The sequence below is a fragment of the Ruegeria sp. SATB027 genome, from assembly GCF_059613825.1.
In genome coordinates, this window is the sequence record NZ_JBXWTH010000055.1 from 1 (window position 1) to 17276 (window position 17276).

Here is a 17276-nt window from a genome sequence, read left to right on the forward strand (position 1 = left end):
CCAACTGCTCATGCACCATTGCTACCCCACTGGATTCAAACAGGGAATCCCTCACGCCATTTGTGCAACAAAGCCCCTATTTAGTCAGGACGTTTCGATAGGGTCGTAGGGCGGGCTTCAGCCCGCCAATCCACCACTCCCCCATTTCCGCGACCTCAAAACCAACGCGCATGGATTGGCTGTGTCCGGTGGCGGGCTGAAGCCCGCCCTATGGGGTGGGGTTGGTTGGGCGGTTGTATCTGCGCTTGCGTCCTTGGGATTCTGGCCGTTCGCGGTCCTCAAATCTGCGGGTCAACCGTCTGACCCGCACCTCACCCGCGCGGCACCAAATGCAACCATTGCATCGGAAAACCGCGCCCTTCGGACAGGATCGGCCATTTGAAATCATCCCCCAACCGGATGATTTCATCCATCTCGGACGTGTCGCGCACGCTTCCGTCCACATAGGCGACATCAAAATACCCGGCGCAGAACGCTTCGATCGCTTTCAGTTTCGCATCGCCATCCTCGACCATCTGGGGGTGCAGTTCGATCAGGAATTCCGATCTGCGGAAATGCGTCAGAAAATCTTCGGTCAACAGGCTGAATTCGACACCCTCGATATCGATCAGAAAGAAGATGTCCGCCGGGTCAGGGGCCACGCTTGTGATGTTTTCGACCGTGTCCGTCAGCGCATCCCCAAACACCGTCACGCGGTCGCCCACGCCGTTATGTTCCGCCGTTTCCCGGATGACATCCCGGCCTTTTGCCGAAACCTCAAAGCACACGCTTTTTTCGAACTGCCCGGCGGCCACCAGCCCGACGCCCCAAAAGCCGTCCGCCGCGCCGATATCCACCAGCACCGGCTTGTCCGAGCTGCTCAGCACCTTCAGGTTCTGCTGCTCATACAGGCCAAAGATTTTCGTGGCCGTATCCGAATGCCCACCCCAGAATGCGTTTTCGACAAAGCGAAACCCCTTCATCGGCCCGCACAGCACCTGTCCGCGGCTTTGTTCCAGCACGAACAGCGAAAACTCGTTGCGGAACCTGCGCACAATGCTCTTGAACTCTCGATGTTGTCGCTTTGGAAATCGCATGTTCTGTCTGGGGCTTTTCATGTTGGGTCGGACGCCCCCGGATGAGGGCAGTTGCCTAAAATCCCTGTTTAAGTTGAGGCGCGCGGTGTTGGAAGGAAAAACGCAGAACGTAATACCGGGCAGGATGGGGATTTCTTCTTGTCCGCCTTTCCCGCGCATAAACCCTTGATGAAGTTTCCTTCACGCAGGTTGCAACCGCCGCGCGCGCATCCAATCTCAATAACAGGCCAGCACGGCCCGCACCCCAACGAAGGGTGCCGATCATCAGATCAGAGAATTCCGTAGCCTGCGCACCGGGACTGTTTTCGACCCCGTTCCGGCCCGTCAGGTGAACCGAAGCGTTTCCGGCCCGGTCGGGTTGTTAAGGGGTATGAGCCGCCATTGCTCACGGATTGCGGCGGAGGGGGTGTTGGTACCACCGCCGGGCCGGAACGCTTCTCAGAGACGGAACCAGCGTCTCCATAGTGAGGAGACAGGCCGGGCGGCCAGTTCACCGCCTGCGACAGGATCCAGACCGCCCCGCGCAAGAATGCGGCGTTCCTCGGCGCGGGTCATCTGGATCTCGCGGATCTTCAGCGCGGCCTCGCGCGCGGTGACATAGCGGCCGTCCGGTCCCGGTTCCATACCGGGGATGTTGCGCCCTTTCGACCACATCCCCCGCAACCCCGACAGCGGGTGCTTCCATCCGATCTCCTCATCATCCTGCAACTGCCAGATCCGGTTGGCCTCGGTCATCGAGACCAGCGCGGCCAGCGGCTTGCCGTGTCGGGTCAGGATGATCACCTCCCGCGGGTCCTGGGCGCGGGTGATCAGCGGCCCCAGATGGGCGCGGGCATAGGAAATGGTGCAGCGCATCGGCGAATCTCCGTCTGTACGATTCGTAATATTGGGGGTCCGAGCGTTGTACAAATCGCACAATTTTGGCCTAACGGGCCGCGCGGAGCGTTTTGCACCCGCAGCATCGCCCGGATTTCGGGGATGAGGGTTATGTCCGGATTTTTCCGCCCTCAACCCTTCGCGGGATGGGCTTTTCTCAGGTTATCCACAAAATTCTCCCGCCGGATATCAACATCTTATCCCCGTCTAATTTCCATGCTGCAGTGCTATTTTCTTGTCGGATGCAGGGCGTGGTGCAACAGTCATCTCACCGCACAGGGTCTTCGGAACCGGGGCGGGACGCAAAGGCCAAGGGGGTCTGGGCAGAGGAAGGCGGATCTTAGGATTTGCGTTTAACTGCAAAGGCTTACCGGTGGGTGATCAGCCAGATATGGGTCTCAGACCCAGGTCGGGTGGCCATCTTCTCAGACGGCCAATGCATGTCGCGATGAACCTTAGGGGACAAAGCGGCGGCTACAGTCTCTCAGGGGGCTGGGGCGACTGGATCGGAGTGCTCCTCGGGGTACGTCGACCCGGTAAGGCGTCAGGGCGTATCCGAAAGGGTACATGCAAAGACCGCGTCTGCGCACCTGACGCCTTTTCCTTTGCCGAAATTCGGTTTCATACAGGCTACCACTCACCCCTGCCGAATGGGAACGGGGCTCTTCTGCGTGCGCGAAAGAGCCCCGATTTAGTGTCAGATATGCAATGCCGCGTCTATGCACCTGTAGGGCTAGACTACTGCGTATGGGTGCACTCTTCAACCATATATTGCGTTAATGTCCGGGTTGCCCGCAAGATAAGCGCGTTTTACAGGCTTTCCTGCACGTCCGAAGCTGCGTTCTGGATTGCATCCCCGGCCTTTTCGATATCTTTGCCCGCGCCTTTGGCGGTTTCGCAGGCGGTCAGTGCAAACAGGCTCAGGCCAATCAGAATTACGCGGATCATGTGTGTCTCCTCAGTGCTCGATACGGATTCGGTAGCACCTTTCTCGACACCAAGCCAGAGCTAGCCTTTGTCCTCACCGCAGAACAGCTCGTACACCACCTCAAGCATCCGGCGCGGGCGGTCATCGGCCAACCGGTAGAAGATGGTTTTGCCCTCTCTGCGGGGTATCACAAGCCCCTCCAGCCGCAGACGGGAAAGCTGTTGTGAAACAGCGGCTTGTCTGGCGGACAACAGCTCCTCCAGCTCGGTGACCGACTTCTCACCGGACACCAGGTGGCACAGGATCATCAGCCGGCCTTCGTGACTGATTGCCTTGAGGAAGTTGGACGCGCGTGTCGCATTATCGACCATACGATCCAGGTCGTGTTGCGACATGTCCTGAGACAGCTGTGGAAGTGCCATCGAATGTGTTCCTTGTGAACCCGTTGACCGGGCGTAGTTTCCGTAACGTAAAGCTCGTCGCCTGCGAGCCACTTCAGTACATGTTTCGATCAATTATTGCTATATGTATGAATCAAAAAACCGTGATGAAAAAAGGGGAACCCGCAGCCGTTTTCCCCGCAGCCCCTTTAGCGGGCGCAATCATGGATAGGGTGCTGCTGCGGGACAGCGGCAGGTGTGACAATCTTATTGACGGCGATCCACATTCATTCCGCGTTCTCACCGACACCCCCTTGCAGCCCCCCGGAGCCAACACTAAGACTCAGGTAACACTTGTTGGGATAATGTCCCGATCCACAGCAAAACAGGCAGGTTACGAATGTTCGATCCCGTAGATACCTACATGAATACGCTTGTCCCCATGGTCGTTGAACAGACCAGCCGGGGCGAGCGCGCGTATGATATTTTCTCCCGCCTGCTGAAAGAGCGGATCATCTTCATCAACGGCCCGATTCACGATGGCATGAGCCATCTGGTCGTGGCGCAGCTGCTGCACCTTGAGGCGGAAAACCCCAACAAGGAAATCTCGATCTACATCAACTCGCCCGGTGGCGTGGTGACCAGCGGTTTGTCGATTTACGATACAATGCAGTATATCAAGCCGAAATGTTCCACATTGGTGATCGGTCAGGCGGCCTCGATGGGATCGGTTCTGCTGGCCGGCGGCGAGAAAGGGATGCGCTTTTCGCTGCCCAACAGCCGGATCATGGTGCACCAGCCCAGCGGCGGATATCAGGGTCAGGCCAGCGATATCATGATCCACGCGGCCGAGACGCAAAAACTCAAGGATCGCCTTTATGATATCTATGTGCGTCATACCGGGCAGACAAAAAAGGCGGTTGAAAAAGCGCTGGACCGTGACAATTTCATGAGCCCGGAAGAGGCCAAGGAATGGGGCCACATCGACGAGATCGTGGAAAACCGCGCAAAAATGGACGCGGATGAGGTCTGAGTTTCGGAGCCTGCACCACCGGTGCAGGAACCATTTTGAGATTGTAGCGGCCAAAGCGCTGGCCTAAGCTGCACGAACAGGCGAAAACGCATCCCCGCCGGGGGTGCTGGGATGAGGCCCGAAAGGTAGATCATGGCGACGAATTCAGGCGGTGACGGGAAAAACACGCTCTACTGCAGCTTCTGCGGCAAAAGCCAGCATGAGGTGCGCAAGCTGATCGCAGGCCCGACCGTTTTCATCTGTGATGAATGTGTCGAACTTTGCATGGACATCATCCGCGAAGAGACCAAGGCCAGCGGGCTGAAGTCTTCGGACGGCGTTCCGACGCCCAAGGATATCTGCGAAGTGCTGGACGATTACGTGATCGGTCAAGCCACCGCAAAACGCGTCCTGTCGGTCGCGGTCCACAACCACTACAAACGTCTGAACCACGCCCAGAAGGCGGGCAATGATATCGAACTGGCAAAGTCCAATATTCTGCTGATCGGCCCCACCGGCTGTGGCAAGACATTGCTTGCGCAAACGCTGGCCCGGATACTGGATGTTCCCTTTACCATGGCCGATGCCACCACGCTGACCGAAGCCGGTTACGTGGGCGAGGATGTTGAAAACATCATTCTCAAGCTTTTGCAGGCCAGCGAATACAATGTCGAACGCGCGCAGCGCGGCATCGTCTATATCGACGAGGTCGACAAGATCACCCGCAAATCCGAAAACCCGTCAATCACACGCGACGTGTCCGGTGAAGGTGTACAGCAGGCGCTGCTGAAACTGATGGAAGGCACCGTGGCCAGCGTTCCGCCGCAGGGCGGCCGCAAACACCCGCAGCAGGAATTCCTGCAGGTGGACACCACGAACATCCTGTTCATCTGTGGCGGCGCTTTTGCGGGTCTGGACCGGATCATTGCGCAACGCGGCAAGGGCTCGGCCATGGGTTTTGGCGCTGATGTGCGTGACAATGACGAGCGCGGCGTGGGCGAGATCTTCAAGGATCTGGAGCCTGAAGATCTGCTGAAATTTGGCCTGATCCCCGAATTCGTCGGTCGTCTGCCGGTTCTGGCAACGCTGGAGGATCTGGACGAGGAAGCACTGGTCACCATCCTGACCAAGCCGAAGAACGCCCTGGTCAAGCAATACCAGCGCCTGTTCGAGCTGGAAGATGTTGAGCTGGGCTTCACCGATGACGCGCTGAAGGCGATTGCCAAGAAAGCCATCGAGCGCAAAACCGGTGCGCGCGGCCTGCGGTCAATTCTCGAGGATATCCTGCTGGACACCATGTTCGAACTGCCGGGCATGAAGAATGTCAGCGAGGTTGTGGTGAACGAAGAGGCGGTGATGTCCGACGCGCAGCCGCTGTTCATCTATGCCGATGCGGCCAAGGAATCGGCCTCGGCGGGTTGAGGCCGGTCATTTCGCGGCGGCGGGACTACAGTTGAACAGGTTCAGGGGGCTCTGCCCCCGCTGCCCTTCGGGCATCTCCCCCGGGATATTTTTAGCCAGATGAAGCTGGGGATCCGTCGCTCGCACGCGAAGGCATGCGCAATCAGGCGGCGGGAGCTTAAGCAAGTTTTCGAACAACAAAGGTGACGGGTTATGACAGTGAAGCGCATTTCTTCGGGCGGTGAGTTTGAGGCGAAAGTCGGCTATTGCCGTGCGGTGGTTGCGGGCGGCTGGGTTCATGTCGCCGGGACCGTCGGGCAGGGCGAGGACGTGGTGGCGCAATGCCGGTCTGCGCTGGATGTCATCGGCAAGGCACTGGCTGAGGCGGGCGCGGGTTTTGAAGATGTGGTTCGGGTCACCTACATGTTGCCGGACCGCAATGAGTTCGCGCCGTGCTGGCCGGTTCTGGCCGAGACGTTTGGCGCCAATCCACCGGCCGCGACGATGATCGAATGCGGTTTGATTGATCCGAAGTACCGGATCGAGATCGAAGTGACCGCCATCCTGCCGCAGTGACACTGGAAGCCCAAGGGGCACTGGACCTTGGCGAGCCTTTGGTCCATACCTTCTCTCGACCGAAATGCCGGAGGCAGCCGATGGGAATCCTGAACAGTCTTTTACGAGCCGTGACCTGGTGGAACGGGTCAACACTGAACACGCAGCTTTATACGGCGCGCAAGGGTGTGAAAGTGGGCGAAGACAATGAAGGCAATGTGTTTTATCGCACCGCCGACGACAGCAGGCGCTGGGTGATTTTCAATGGCGAGGCCGAAGCCAGCCGGGTTGACCCCGAATGGCACGGCTGGTTGCACCGCACCTGGGACGAACCCCCGACCGACAAACCACTGCCGCACAAAGCCTGGGAAAAACCGCATCAGGAGAACCTGACAGGTACGGCGCTGGCCTATGCGCCTGCCGGGTCGCTGCGGCGGGCCAAGCCGGTTGAGCGCAGGGATTACGAGGCCTGGAGCCCGGAATAAACGAGGCGAAGATGTCGACCCATAACTGGACCGAAGTTCTTGTCGGAGGCGTCGTTTTGGCCGGTGCCATCGCGTTTGGCGTTTATGCCAGCCAATCAACCGGCCTGTCGCAAGGTGCCGCGGGCTATGAGCTGGGCGCCTCGTTCCGGTCGCTGGAAGGGGTCGGCGTTGGCACGGATGTCCGTCTTGCCGGGGTGAAAATCGGCACCGTTACCGGGGTCAAACTGAACCCGGATACCTATCGTGCCGACACGACTTTCTCTGTTGCCGAAGGCGTGCTTGTGCCCGATGACAGCGCCATCGTGATCTCGTCCGAAGGGCTGTTGGGTGGAAACTTTGTCGAAGTCATGCCTGGTGGTTCACCCTTCTTTTTTGAACCTGGCGATGAGATTCAGGATACCCAAGGTGCAGTCAGCCTGATCTCGCTGCTGGTCAAGTTCGTAGCCGGAGATGGCAGCGAATGATGCGCGCCGCCCTGTTTGCCCTGTTGCTGGCTGCAACCGGTGCCGCCGCGCAGCAGAAAGTCAACTCTGGCCCCGGCGCCATGCTGCGGGGGCTCGACAAAGTCAGTGGCCAGACGGTTGATATCGAATTGCAGACAGGTCAGACCGAAGCTGTTTTCGGGCTGGATGTGGCGCTGGGGGATTGCCGGTATCCGGTGGATAACCCGACTGGCGATGCCTTCGCCTATCTGACCATTTGGGAAACGGGCAAAGCGGATCAGCTGTTTGACGGCTGGATGATTGCGACCTCTCCGGCGCTGAATGCTCTGGATCACGCGCGGTATGACGTTTGGGTCATCCGCTGTATCACGCCTTCTGCGGACTGAGTGATCGGCGCGGCAAAGTCAGCGCTCTGGTTCAGGGCTTCTTCCAGTTCTTTCTTGTAAGCCCCACGCGGGATTTCGATCGCCCCAAGGGACGCCAGATGCGCGGTCAGGAACTGCGTGTCAAACAGGTGAAAGCCGGTTTGCCGCAAGCGGTCCACAAGATAAGCGAGCGCGATTTTCGATGCATCCGTGCGGCGCGAAAACATGCTTTCGCCAAAGAACGCGGCCCCCAGCGTCACGCCATAAACGCCGCCCACCAGTGCCGCTCCGTCCCAGACTTCCAGTGAATGCGCATGACCGGACTGGTGCAGCTGGCGATAAAGGGCGTGCAGTTCCGCGTTGATCCAGGTGTCGGACCGGTCAGCGCACCCATCAACAACGCCGGAAAAATCCCGGTTGATTGAAATCCCGAACCCGCTGTTCCGGATGCGGCGGGCCAGACTGCGCGAGATGTGGAACCCGTCCAGCGGAAATATCCCGCGAAACTTGGGATCAACCCAGAACAGTTCAGGATCGTCGCGGTGTTCGGCCATCGGGAAGATACCGATGGAATATCCGTGCAGCAGCAGTTCGGGGGTCAGGCTCATGCCGGTGATAGGGCGACCAGAGGGCGCGGACCCTCTGGCACATGGCCCTTATTTTTCCATGTTCTCCGCAAGCCAGCGCTCCAGCCAGTGGATGTTGTACTCGCCGCTGTGCAGATCGGGCTCCTGCAACAGGGCGTGGAAAAGGGGTACGGTGGTGTCGATACCGTCGACGATCAACTCTCCCAGCGCGCGTTGCAGACGCGCCAGCGCCTCGGCCCGGTCGCGGCCCTGCACGATCAGCTTGCCAATCAGCGAGTCGTAATAGGGCGGGATCGAATAGCCGTCATAAAGCGCCGAATCCATCCGTACGCCCAAACCGCCCGGCGCGTGATAGGCCGTGATCTTGCCGGGGCAGGGCGAAAAGTTCGGCAGCTTCTCCGCGTTGATCCGAACCTCGATGGCATGGCCGTTGATCTTCAGATCGTCCTGACCGAATGACATTGGTTCACCTGCAGCGACCAAAATTTGCTCGCGTACCAGATCGACGCCAAAGATCCCTTCGGTGACCGGGTGTTCCACCTGCAGGCGGGTGTTCATCTCGATGAAATAGAACTCGCCCTTTTCATACAGGAACTCGATGGTGCCAGCGCCGATATAGTTGATCTTGGCCACCGCGTCGGCGCAGATCTTGCCGATCCGGGCGCGCTCTTCGGCGGTGATGCAGGGGCCGGGGGCCTCTTCAAAGACCTTCTGGTGACGGCGCTGCAGTGAACAATCGCGCTCGCCCAGATGCACCGCATTGCCCTTGCCGTCGCCAAAGACCTGAATCTCGATATGGCGCGGTGTGGTCAGGTATTTCTCGATATAGACCTCGTCATTGCCAAAGGCGGCCTTGCCTTCGGCGCGTGCGGTCATGAAGGCGCTTTCCATCTCGTTCGCGTTCATCGCGACTTTCATGCCGCGCCCACCGCCGCCAGCCGTGGCCTTGATGATGACGGGATAGCCGAATTCCTCACCGATGCGCTTGGCGTCGGCCAGCGTGGGAACGCCACCGTCCGAACCGGGAACACAAGGCACACCCAGCGCCTTCATCGTGTCCTTGGCGGTGATCTTGTCGCCCATGACGCGGATATGTTCCGCGGTGGGGCCGATGAACGTGATGCCATGATCTTCGACGATCTGCACGAACTCGGCGTTTTCGGACAAAAAGCCATAGCCGGGATGGATTGCCTGCGCGCCGGTGATCTCACAGGCCGAAATGATCGCGGGCACCGACAGATAGCTTTGCGGGCTGGGCGGGGGGCCGATGCAGACCGATTCGTCCGCCATGCGCACATGCATCGCGTCGCTGTCGGCGGTGGAATGGACGGCAACCGTTTTTATCCCCATCTCGCGCGCGGCGCGGATGACGCGCAGGGCGATCTCGCCTCGGTTGGCAATCAGGATCTTGTCGAACATGGGCCCGCCTTACTCGATGATGACCAGAGGGGTGCCGAACTCAACAGCGTCGCCATCGCCCACCAGCACGCGCTTGACGGTGCCCGATTTGGGGGCGTGGATGTGGTTCATGGTCTTCATCGCTTCGACGATCAGCAGCGTGTCGCCTTCAGACACTGTCGCGCCGACGGAAATGAACGCGGGCGCGCCGGGTTCCGGCTGCATATAGACCGTGCCCACCATGGGCGAGGTGACAGCGCCCGGATGGCTGGCCGGATCTTCGGCAGCAGCAGGGGCCGCCGCGGGGGCCGCAGCCGGTGCCGCAGCAGGGGCGGGCGCTGCCGCAGGAACAGCCATCTGAACCGGAGCGGCCACGGTCTGTGTCATACGGCTGACGCGCACGTTCAGGCTGTCTTCTTCGCCATATTCGCGTTTGACCTGCAACTCGGTCAGATCGTTTTCGCGCAGCAACTCGGCCAGAGCCTTGATGAATGCCACATCCGCTTCGTGTTTGGTGTCTGTCATGAGTATCCTCGACGGTTCCCCTTTGGCCCGTCTGTTTCTTGCGGGCTCTGATCAAATTACGCAGGGTTATAGGCTAAGCGGCGGTGCATGAAAAGCGCCGACTCGCACCATCTGGCATGCGTTTCACGCGTAATTTAAGGGGTCGAACGCGTCACAGGGGCATCCCCGATAATTTGGCGACCAGTTCAGACAGCTTTCGTGCGCCGAATTTTTCAAGCAAACGGGCACGGTAAGCCTCGATTGTGCGGTAACTCAGGCCCAGCTCTGCTCCGATTTCCTTGGCCGACAGGCCGCGGCAGGACAGGATGGCCACTTCGCGTTCACGGATGGTCAGCTCAACCAGCGGTCGTTCCTCGGATATGTCGGAAAAGCTCCAGATACCGTGGCGGAACGGGTCGTCGGGCGTCAGCGACCGGCCCCGGGCGCGGCACCAGAACAGGTCGCCGCTGCGGCGGCGCATGACGCGCTCATCCGTGTAATACCCGGTGCCGCGCATCACCTGCAGGCTGCGTTCACCGATCCTCTCCCAATCCGCGACCGAAGGGTAAAGGTGCAACAGCGGCATGTTGCGATAGTCGTTTTCTTCTCCGCCAAAGGTGCGGGCAAATTGCAGGTTGCAGCGCCGGATGATCCGGTTTTCCAGCTCAACAAGCCCAATCGGCGCATATTCAAAGGCGGGGTCGCTCATGCGTGTATGGTGCCGGGAAAGCGCGTGGAAATGAAGGGGGGATGCGATGTCTTGCGCCAGATTGACGCCCGAAACCGATGCTGTGGTCTGCGCCAAGTTGTGAAAGTTGTAAATGTCAGCTGAAAAGAAATGATTAACCTGCGGAAACAGATGCTATAATCTGAAAACGAGCGTGAAATTCGACGGGTCTGAATTCAGGGAAAGTAAGCATGCGCGACACGTTGACAGGCAGTCGCATTCGCGAAAGACGGCAGATTGCCGGGCTGCGGCAGGCCGAACTGGCGCGGCAGGCCGGAGTATCGGCGTCTTATCTGAACCTGATCGAACACAATCGCCGCAGGATCGGAGGCAAATTGCTGGTCGATATCGCGGCGGCGCTGGGCGTTGAACCTTCGGTCCTGACACAGGGGATCGAGGCAACTCTGGTTTCCGCCCTGCGCGAGGCGGCCGAGGATGCGGTCGGGCAGAAGGCCGAGATTGACGGGCTCGAGGAGTTCGCCGGGCGCTTTCCCGGCTGGGCCGGTGTTCTGGCGCAAATGCATCGCCGTGTCGTGTCTTTGGAGCGGAACGTCGAAACCCTGTCCGACCGCCTTACGCACGACCCGCAACTGGCCGCGTCGATGCACGAGGTTCTGTCAACCGCCGCAGCCATACGCTCGACCGCCGCGATCCTTGCGGATACCCAAGATATCGAGGCCGAATGGCGCGAGCGTTTCCACAAGAACCTGCATCAGGATGCCGAACGGCTGGCAGGCAGTTCCAAGGCGCTGGTGACCTTCCTCGACGAAAGCGACTCGGCGGTTGATCCACGTGCCGTTCCCCTGGAAGAGGTCGAAGCCTTCTTTGAAGCCCGCGCCTACACGATTTCCGAACTGGAAGACGGGGGTGATGTGGACGCGGTTGACCTGAGCGGGCTCAATACCTCGGCGGCGCGCACCGTCGCGCGCGAAGTTCTCAGGATCTATCGCGCAGACGCGCAGGCGCTGCCGCTGGAGGCCGTCAAAGCGGTTGTTCAGCAGGGTGATCCGAACCCCATCGAACTGGCGCAGCGGTTCTCGGTTGATTTTGCCACCGTCCTCAGGCGCCTGGCCTTTCTGCCAGATGGCATCCTGTCACAACCGGTCGGCATGGTGCTGTGCGATGCGTCTGGAAGTATCCTGTTTCTCAAGCCGATTCAGGGGTTTACCTTGCCCCGACACGGCGATGTCTGCCCGCTTTGGCCGCTGTTCACGGCCCTCAGCCGTCCGCTGGTGCCGGTGCGCAAGCAGGTCGTCCTGACCGGCAGGTCCTCGGCCGTGTTCGATTGCGTCGCTTATGCCTGGCCGCATGCGGTGTCGGGATACGATCAGGACCCGGCCTATCGCTCGGTCATGGTGGTGCGCCCGGTCAGGGACCCGTCAGACGGGGTGCCGGTCACTCAGGTCGGGCCAAATTGCCGTGTCTGCCCAAACCGCGATTGCAAGTCCCGGCGCGAGCCGTCGATTTTGAGCGAAGGTTTTTGACACGTTCATGACAGACCGCTTAATCTGGCGGGAACCGGTCTCGGGATGGAAGACCGGTTATGGGAGGAACTGAACATATGAGCCGAAAGGTTCTGCTGATTGAGGACGAACCGAACATCGCCGAGGCTATCCGGTTCCTGCTGTCGCGCGAGGGATGGCAGGTCGAAACGCATGGCGACGGAACGGATGCGGTTCAGGTGATCCAGGGGGCGCAGCCCGATCTGGTCATTCTGGATGTCATGCTGCCGGGCAAGAACGGTATGGATATCCTTCGGGAACTCAGAAAAATGGAGGAACTGGCAGGCTTGCCGGTTCTGATGCTGACCGCACGGGGTCAGTCGCGCGACCGGGAAATGGCTGAAAACGCAGGCGTCAGCCGCTTCATGACCAAACCGTTTTCCAATGCCGAAGTTCTGACAGCCGTGCGTGACCTTCACGCGCAGGCGACGCGCTTATGATGTCCGGCGAGGGCAACAAGACCAAACCACCGGGCACACGCCCCTCGCTTTTTCTGGAACGACAAAGCTATCGTCGTCACAGGTTGACGGATGCCGCCCGGATTTTGCCCTTTCTGGGTGCGGCGCTGCTGGCGCTTCCGTTGCTGTGGCCGGACCCGTCCGGCGGGGATGCGGCGGTGCCCTTGTCCTCGGCGATGTATTACATATTCCTCTGCTGGGGCGCGCTGATCCTGGCCGGGTTTGTCTTTGGGCTGGCCGCCCGCCGCATGGCCGCGCGCGAGGGATCGGACACGGGCGCTGAGTGATGGCCACCATAAACGTTCTGATTCTGGTTTGCCTTGCCTATGTCGTGTTCCTGTTCGCAGTGGCCTTCGCCGCGGATCGCATGGCTGCGGCCGGGCGCGGCAAATGGTTGCGTTCACCCGTGATCTACACGCTGTCCCTGTCGATCTATTGCACCGCCTGGACATTTTATGGCGCGGTGGGCAACGCCGCGCGGTCGGGGCTGGAATTTGTCACCATCTACCTCGGTCCGACGCTGGTGATGGTCGGCTGGTGGTGGGGGCTGCGCAAGCTGGTGCGCGTCGGGCGCAGCCAGCGGGTCACCTCGATCGCCGACCTGTTGTCGTCCCGGTATGGCAAGTCGAACACGCTGGCGGTCTGCGTGACCATTCTGGCGGTGCTGGGTGGCACGCCCTATATCGCGCTGCAACTGCAATCCATTACCCTGTCATTCTCGATCTTTGCCGAGGCTGACCCGTCAGGCCTCTATCGCGAAGGGTCCAGCGTGTTCTGGGTCGCGGCTGGACTGGCCGTTTTTGCCATCCTGTTCGGCACCCGCAATCTGGACGTGAACGAACGTCATCACGGTGTGGTCACGGCCATCGCGGTCGAGGCCGTTGTCAAACTGTTTGCTCTGATCGCCGTGGGCGTTTTCGTGGTGTGGGGGATCGCGGGCGGCATCGGCCCGATGATGGACCGGATCGATGCCTCGGAAATCGGCCAGTGGAACGTCGATGCCGGGCGCTGGACGACGTTCATCTTTCTGTCGGCCGCCGCCTTCATCTGCCTTCCCCGGATGTTTCAGGTGATGGTGGTGGAAAACGATGACGAAGGCCATCTCAGAACCGCTGCCTGGGCCTTCCCGCTCTACCTGCTGTTCATGAGCCTGTTTGTCGTGCCCATCGCCGTGGTCGGACTGGACCTGCTGCCCCAGGGCGCCAACCCCGACCTGTTCGTGCTGACCGTACCGCTGTCCCAAGGCAATGACTGGCTGGCAATGCTGTCCTTCATCGGCGGGTTTTCCTCGGCAACCTCGATGGTCATCGTCAGTGCGATGGCCCTTTCGACGATGGTGTCGAACCATGTGGTCATGCCCATCTGGCTGAACACGCAGGAAGGCACCGGCTCGGTATCGGGCGATGTGCGCAACATTGTCCTGATGGCACGCCGTGTTTCCATTGCCGCCATCATCGCGCTGGGCTTTTTCTACTACCGGCTGTCCGGGGGCGGTGCCGCGCTGGCCTCGATCGGGTTGATCGCCTTTGCCGGTATCTCGCAGATTCTGCCAGCGCTGGTTGGGGGGCTGTTCTGGCGCAGGGCGACCCGGACCGGGGCGCTGGTCGGGCTGACCGTTGGCTTTGTGCTGTGGATATACACCCTGCTGCTGCCGGGAATGGGCGGCGCGTGGATGCCCGAAACCGTGCTGCAAAACGGCTTGTTCGGCCTTGGCTGGCTGCGCCCTCATGCCCTGTTCGGGATCGAGGGGATCGATCCGATGGTGCATACGGTGATGTGGTCCTTGTCCCTGAACACGCTTGCCTTCTGCGTCGCGTCCCTGCTCAGCTTTCCCAGCCCCTTGGAACGGTTGCAGGGGGCGCAGTTCGTCAATGTCTTCGATCACTCGGTCGCGCCGCGCGGGTGGTCCGGGTCGGTGGCGCAAAGCGAAGACCTGATGATCATGACGCAGCGCATTCTGGGCACCGGCCCCACGCAGGAATTCTTTCAGGCCGAGGCGCAAAAACAGGGTGGCCGTTCGCACCTGCCGGAACCGACGCCGGGTTTTCTGAACCGTCTGGAACGCGAGCTCAGCGGCTCGGTCGGCGCGGCCATGGCCCATGCGATGATCGGCCAGATCGTGGGCGGATCGTCGGTCTCAGTCGAGGATCTGCTGGCCGTGGCAGACGAATCCGCGCAACTGCTGGAATACTCCGGCCAGCTCGAGGAAAAGTCCTCCGAACTCAGCCGAACCGCTCGGCAATTGCGCGAGGCTAACGCCAAGCTCACCCAGATTTCCGAACAGAAGGACAGCTTCCTAAGCCAGGTCAGTCACGAATTGCGCACGCCGATGACCTCGATCCGGGCGTTTTCGGAAATCATGCGCGACACCGATGGCCTCAGCCGCCAGGAGCAGACCCGCTATGCCGCGATCATTCATGACGAAGCCCTGCGCCTGACCCGGCTGCTCGATGATCTGCTGGATCTGAGCGTGCTTGAAAACGGGCAGGTCAGCCTCAATCTCAGCGATGACAGCCTGCGCTCGGTTCTGGACCGCGCCGTGCCCAGCGCTCTGGCCGGGGCGGACCGAAAGATCACTGTCCGCCGGACCCGCACGGCCGAGCGTATTTTCCTGCATACGGATCTGGATCGGTTGGGGCAGGTGTTCATCAACCTGATCTCGAACGCGCAGAAATATTGCGATGCGGACGATCCGGTACTGGTCATTTCCGCCCATGATGTCGGCGGGCGGGTCATCGTCGACTTCATCGACAATGGCAGCGGCATCCCACCGGGTGCGCGTTCGATGGTGTTTGAAAAGTTTGCCCGCGTGGGCGGCGACAAGGCTGGTGGAGCGGGGCTTGGTCTGGCCATCTGCCGCGAAATCATGCAGCGGCTGGGGGGTGAGATCACCTATCTGCCGGGGCAGGGCGGCGCGGCCTTCCGGATCAGCCTGCCACAGGCCTATCAGCAGGCGGCGCAGTGACGCGGCCATAAAGGACTTGGTAACGCCCGAGGGTGTAAACCGGTTGCCAGGTGCTGGAACAATTGGTGATCGGGCGTCATGTCACAAGATGTCAATGCCGCGTTGGCGCGCAAACTGTCCGTTGGGCAAAAGGATCTGGGGGATCGCCCGCGCTCGGTTCTGCGGGCGCTGCGCCTTGGGTTCGCACGGGCTGCGGGCGACCGGCTGAACCTGCCGCTGGCGGTTATCGGGGCAAAGCAATCCAACCAGTCGCAGGAGGTGCCGGGGGACTCGGCGGGGCAGGATTGGCTGCTGCTGGTGTTTGACGGCCCCGAAGGCCGCGCCGCGGCCTGTCTCAACCCGAATGTGGTCTCGGCCATTGTTCAGGCCCAGACCATTGGTCAGGTCCTGTCCGGTGATCCCGGCACACGCACGTTCACGGATACCGACGCCGCCATCGTGGCCCCCTTGATCGAAGCCGCGTTGACCGGTTCCGCCGCTTTGATCGACGCTTCAAGCGATCATATTTGCCTTGCGGGGCTGGAATTTACCTCGCGCGCCAAGGATTTGCGCACCCTGTCACTGGCGATGACGGAAGAGGCGTACCGCATTTTCGAACTGACCGTCGATCTGGCGAACGGAGAGCAGCAGGGCCGCATCTCGGTCTTTCTGCCGGAACATCCTGCCGTCCCGGACGTGGCCGAAGATGCCGGGGAAAAGGCTGATCTGCGCATGGATCAGTGTTCGGGCGTGATGCGGGCGGAACTGACCGCCGCGCTGTGTCGCATGTCGCTGCCGCTGTCCGACCTGTCCGGAATGCGGATCGGGGACATTCTGCCGTTGCGCGGGGCGCGTCTGGACCGGACCGAGGTTCTGACGATTGACCGGACACGCGCCGGTATCGGTCGTCTTGGGCAATGCGGCGGCCTGCGGGCCGTGCGGCTGAATGAAACCGCTGCATTGCCGGCCCTGACCGGTGCTGACGCGCAGGACTTCATCGCCAGCAAAAGTGGAACACCACCGCAGGATTATCCGGTCGAACCAGCTGAGCATGATGCGCACGCCCAGACCGTCCCGGCCGGGGTGTCAGATCTGACAGATAGCGATCTGATCGTGAACGATTCCGAACGGATGGTCGCTGAAATCACGCAGCTGGCGGGGTTGGCACCCCCGGAGTCTACCAGCTAGGTTGAGGGGCACTCAGCCGCCAGTGCCGCGGATCTGGTCCAGCATGGGGCGCAGATTGTCCAGCTGATACCCGGCTTTGCCGGTCGCACTCAGGATGTCGTCCGTGCTCATGTGGTCGCACTGGCCCAACGCCCAAACCACCGAACACCGCGTGCCCGAGGCGCAATAGGCCAGAACAGGACCACTGCCGTTTTCCGCCATGTCGCGCTGCCGCTTCACGTTCTCAGGCGTCATCGTCTGGTGGGTCAGCTCCAGCACCTCATATTCCATACCGGCAGCCCGCACGGCTTCGCCGATCGCGTCGGATTGCATGGCCGGGGGAACTTCGGCATTGGGCCGGTTGCAGATCACCTTGGCAAAGCCAGCCTCGGCGATGGCCGGAACATCCTCGACCGTGATCTGCGGCGAGACAGCATAGCGGGGGGTAATCTGTCGAATCTCCATGCC

The 17276-nt window shown here is 60.6% G+C and carries 20 protein-coding genes; 11 read left to right on the forward strand and 9 right to left on the reverse strand.

Features of this window, described 5'->3' with window-relative positions; all coding sequences use genetic code 11:
* Positions 1–311: 311 nt before the first annotated feature.
* The 4 genes from AC2FPW_RS16240 to AC2FPW_RS16255 form a co-directional block, all read right to left on the reverse strand.
* Positions 312–1076, reverse strand: a complete 765-nt coding sequence (locus tag AC2FPW_RS16240) for an SAM-dependent methyltransferase (protein ID WP_496814551.1) — start codon at positions 1074–1076, stop codon at positions 312–314.
* A 438-nt stretch (positions 1077–1514) separates the two neighbouring features.
* Positions 1515–1931 (reverse strand): type II toxin-antitoxin system Phd/YefM family antitoxin, encoded by a 417-nt coding sequence (locus tag AC2FPW_RS16245; RefSeq protein WP_496814552.1) that lies wholly within the window; start codon positions 1929–1931, stop codon positions 1515–1517.
* 831 nt (positions 1932–2762) lie between these two features.
* Positions 2763–2900 carry an entericidin A/B family lipoprotein gene (locus AC2FPW_RS16250; protein ID WP_209505735.1) on the reverse strand — a complete coding sequence of 46 codons (138 nt, stop codon included), beginning with the start codon at positions 2898–2900 and terminating at the stop codon, positions 2763–2765.
* 60 nt (positions 2901–2960) lie between these two features.
* Positions 2961–3302, reverse strand: coding sequence for an ArsR/SmtB family transcription factor (locus AC2FPW_RS16255; RefSeq protein WP_480473625.1), 342 nt, complete (start codon positions 3300–3302; stop codon positions 2961–2963).
* A 358-nt stretch (positions 3303–3660) separates the two neighbouring features.
* Between AC2FPW_RS16255 and AC2FPW_RS16260 the strand changes: the two genes are divergently transcribed.
* The 6 genes from AC2FPW_RS16260 (at position 3661) to AC2FPW_RS16285 (ending at position 7542) form a co-directional block, all read left to right on the forward strand.
* Entirely contained in the window at positions 3661–4293 is a 633-nt protein-coding gene (locus tag AC2FPW_RS16260) for an ATP-dependent Clp protease proteolytic subunit (protein ID WP_209505739.1), read from the forward strand.
* Positions 4294–4425: 132 nt separating this feature from the next.
* On the forward strand, positions 4426–5694 hold the full coding sequence (gene clpX / locus AC2FPW_RS16265) for an ATP-dependent Clp protease ATP-binding subunit ClpX (RefSeq protein WP_209505741.1): 1269 nt from the start codon (positions 4426–4428) through the stop codon (positions 5692–5694).
* Between the two features lie 192 nt (positions 5695–5886).
* Positions 5887–6249, forward strand: coding sequence for a RidA family protein (locus tag AC2FPW_RS16270; protein ID WP_480473622.1), 363 nt, complete (start codon positions 5887–5889; stop codon positions 6247–6249).
* A gap of 80 nt (positions 6250–6329) precedes the next feature.
* On the forward strand, positions 6330–6713 hold the full coding sequence (locus AC2FPW_RS16275; RefSeq protein ID WP_267364687.1) for an NADH:ubiquinone oxidoreductase subunit NDUFA12: 384 nt from the start codon (positions 6330–6332) through the stop codon (positions 6711–6713).
* Between the two features lie 11 nt (positions 6714–6724).
* Positions 6725–7177, forward strand: coding sequence for an outer membrane lipid asymmetry maintenance protein MlaD (gene mlaD, locus AC2FPW_RS16280; RefSeq protein ID WP_267364689.1), 453 nt, complete (start codon positions 6725–6727; stop codon positions 7175–7177).
* Positions 7174–7542, forward strand: coding sequence for a DUF2155 domain-containing protein (locus tag AC2FPW_RS16285; protein ID WP_480546371.1), 369 nt, complete (start codon positions 7174–7176; stop codon positions 7540–7542). Before mlaD ends, AC2FPW_RS16285 begins: the two co-directional genes overlap by 4 nt.
* Here the strand turns inward: AC2FPW_RS16285 and aat are convergent.
* From aat to AC2FPW_RS16305, 4 genes are all read right to left on the reverse strand, one after another.
* Positions 7488–8129, reverse strand: a complete 642-nt coding sequence (aat, locus tag AC2FPW_RS16290) for a leucyl/phenylalanyl-tRNA--protein transferase (RefSeq protein WP_267364692.1) — start codon at positions 8127–8129, stop codon at positions 7488–7490. The two genes, AC2FPW_RS16285 and aat, sit on opposite strands and share 55 nt — an antisense overlap.
* Positions 8130–8177: 48 nt before the next feature.
* Positions 8178–9527: an acetyl-CoA carboxylase biotin carboxylase subunit gene (gene accC, locus AC2FPW_RS16295; protein WP_480488403.1), complete on the reverse strand. Its 1350-nt coding sequence runs from the start codon at positions 9525–9527 to the stop codon at positions 8178–8180.
* Positions 9528–9536: 9 nt separating this feature from the next.
* A complete protein-coding gene (gene accB / locus AC2FPW_RS16300) occupies positions 9537–10031 on the reverse strand; it encodes an acetyl-CoA carboxylase biotin carboxyl carrier protein (protein ID WP_267364694.1) in 495 nt (164 codons plus the stop codon).
* Positions 10032–10182: 151 nt separating this feature from the next.
* Positions 10183–10719, reverse strand: a complete 537-nt coding sequence (locus AC2FPW_RS16305) for a LuxR C-terminal-related transcriptional regulator (RefSeq protein ID WP_209505755.1) — start codon at positions 10717–10719, stop codon at positions 10183–10185.
* Between the two features lie 209 nt (positions 10720–10928).
* On the opposite strand from AC2FPW_RS16305, the gene AC2FPW_RS16310 reads away from it, so the two are divergent.
* The 5 genes from AC2FPW_RS16310 (at position 10929) to AC2FPW_RS16330 (ending at position 16829) form a co-directional block, all read left to right on the forward strand.
* Positions 10929–12221, forward strand: coding sequence for a helix-turn-helix domain-containing protein (locus AC2FPW_RS16310; RefSeq protein ID WP_496814553.1), 1293 nt, complete (start codon positions 10929–10931; stop codon positions 12219–12221).
* A 77-nt stretch (positions 12222–12298) separates the two neighbouring features.
* Positions 12299–12679, forward strand: a complete 381-nt coding sequence (locus AC2FPW_RS16315) for a response regulator transcription factor (protein WP_480484506.1) — start codon at positions 12299–12301, stop codon at positions 12677–12679.
* Entirely contained in the window at positions 12676–12984 is a 309-nt protein-coding gene (locus tag AC2FPW_RS16320; protein ID WP_209505761.1) for a hypothetical protein, read from the forward strand. Before AC2FPW_RS16315 ends, AC2FPW_RS16320 begins: the two co-directional genes overlap by 4 nt.
* The gene (locus AC2FPW_RS16325; RefSeq protein ID WP_267364699.1) at positions 12984–15662 is read left to right on the forward strand and encodes an ATP-binding protein; all 2679 of its coding nucleotides are present in this window, start codon (positions 12984–12986) and stop codon (positions 15660–15662) included. The genes AC2FPW_RS16320 and AC2FPW_RS16325 overlap by 1 nt, the downstream gene beginning before the upstream one ends.
* 78 nt (positions 15663–15740) lie before the next feature.
* Positions 15741–16829, forward strand: coding sequence for a flagellar motor switch protein FliM (locus AC2FPW_RS16330; protein WP_496814554.1), 1089 nt, complete (start codon positions 15741–15743; stop codon positions 16827–16829).
* A gap of 12 nt (positions 16830–16841) precedes the next feature.
* On the opposite strand, the gene AC2FPW_RS16335 is transcribed toward AC2FPW_RS16330, so the two are convergent.
* The gene (locus AC2FPW_RS16335) at positions 16842–17273 is read right to left on the reverse strand and encodes a protein tyrosine phosphatase family protein (RefSeq protein ID WP_267366616.1); all 432 of its coding nucleotides are present in this window, start codon (positions 17271–17273) and stop codon (positions 16842–16844) included.
* Between the last annotated feature and the right edge of the window lie 3 nt (positions 17274–17276).

Excerpts from the sequence above, each read along its gene's own strand:
- AC2FPW_RS16305 (WP_209505755.1), bottom strand. The coding sequence starts at position 10,719 with ATGAGCGACCCCGCCTTTGAATATGCGCCGATTGGGCTTGTTGAGCTG.
- AC2FPW_RS16315 (WP_480484506.1), top strand. The coding sequence starts at position 12,299 with ATGAGCCGAAAGGTTCTGCTGATTGAGGACGAACCGAACATCGCCGAG.
- AC2FPW_RS16325 (WP_267364699.1), top strand. The coding sequence starts at position 12,984 with ATGGCCACCATAAACGTTCTGATTCTGGTTTGCCTTGCCTATGTCGTG.
- AC2FPW_RS16330 (WP_496814554.1), top strand. The coding sequence starts at position 15,741 with ATGTCACAAGATGTCAATGCCGCGTTGGCGCGCAAACTGTCCGTTGGG.
- accB (WP_267364694.1), bottom strand. The coding sequence starts at position 10,031 with ATGACAGACACCAAACACGAAGCGGATGTGGCATTCATCAAGGCTCTG.
- AC2FPW_RS16250 (WP_209505735.1), bottom strand. The coding sequence starts at position 2,900 with ATGATCCGCGTAATTCTGATTGGCCTGAGCCTGTTTGCACTGACCGCC.
- AC2FPW_RS16245 (WP_496814552.1), bottom strand. The coding sequence starts at position 1,931 with ATGCGCTGCACCATTTCCTATGCCCGCGCCCATCTGGGGCCGCTGATC.
- clpX (WP_209505741.1), top strand. The coding sequence starts at position 4,426 with ATGGCGACGAATTCAGGCGGTGACGGGAAAAACACGCTCTACTGCAGC.
- AC2FPW_RS16320 (WP_209505761.1), top strand. The coding sequence starts at position 12,676 with ATGATGTCCGGCGAGGGCAACAAGACCAAACCACCGGGCACACGCCCC.
- AC2FPW_RS16240 (WP_496814551.1), bottom strand. The coding sequence starts at position 1,076 with ATGCGATTTCCAAAGCGACAACATCGAGAGTTCAAGAGCATTGTGCGC.
- AC2FPW_RS16270 (WP_480473622.1), top strand. The coding sequence starts at position 5,887 with ATGACAGTGAAGCGCATTTCTTCGGGCGGTGAGTTTGAGGCGAAAGTC.
- aat (WP_267364692.1), bottom strand. The coding sequence starts at position 8,129 with ATGAGCCTGACCCCCGAACTGCTGCTGCACGGATATTCCATCGGTATC.
- mlaD (WP_267364689.1), top strand. The coding sequence starts at position 6,725 with ATGTCGACCCATAACTGGACCGAAGTTCTTGTCGGAGGCGTCGTTTTG.
- AC2FPW_RS16260 (WP_209505739.1), top strand. The coding sequence starts at position 3,661 with ATGTTCGATCCCGTAGATACCTACATGAATACGCTTGTCCCCATGGTC.
- AC2FPW_RS16275 (WP_267364687.1), top strand. The coding sequence starts at position 6,330 with ATGGGAATCCTGAACAGTCTTTTACGAGCCGTGACCTGGTGGAACGGG.
- AC2FPW_RS16285 (WP_480546371.1), top strand. The coding sequence starts at position 7,174 with ATGATGCGCGCCGCCCTGTTTGCCCTGTTGCTGGCTGCAACCGGTGCC.
- AC2FPW_RS16255 (WP_480473625.1), bottom strand. The coding sequence starts at position 3,302 with ATGGCACTTCCACAGCTGTCTCAGGACATGTCGCAACACGACCTGGAT.
- accC (WP_480488403.1), bottom strand. The coding sequence starts at position 9,527 with ATGTTCGACAAGATCCTGATTGCCAACCGAGGCGAGATCGCCCTGCGC.
- AC2FPW_RS16335 (WP_267366616.1), bottom strand. The coding sequence starts at position 17,273 with ATGGAGATTCGACAGATTACCCCCCGCTATGCTGTCTCGCCGCAGATC.
- AC2FPW_RS16310 (WP_496814553.1), top strand. The coding sequence starts at position 10,929 with ATGCGCGACACGTTGACAGGCAGTCGCATTCGCGAAAGACGGCAGATT.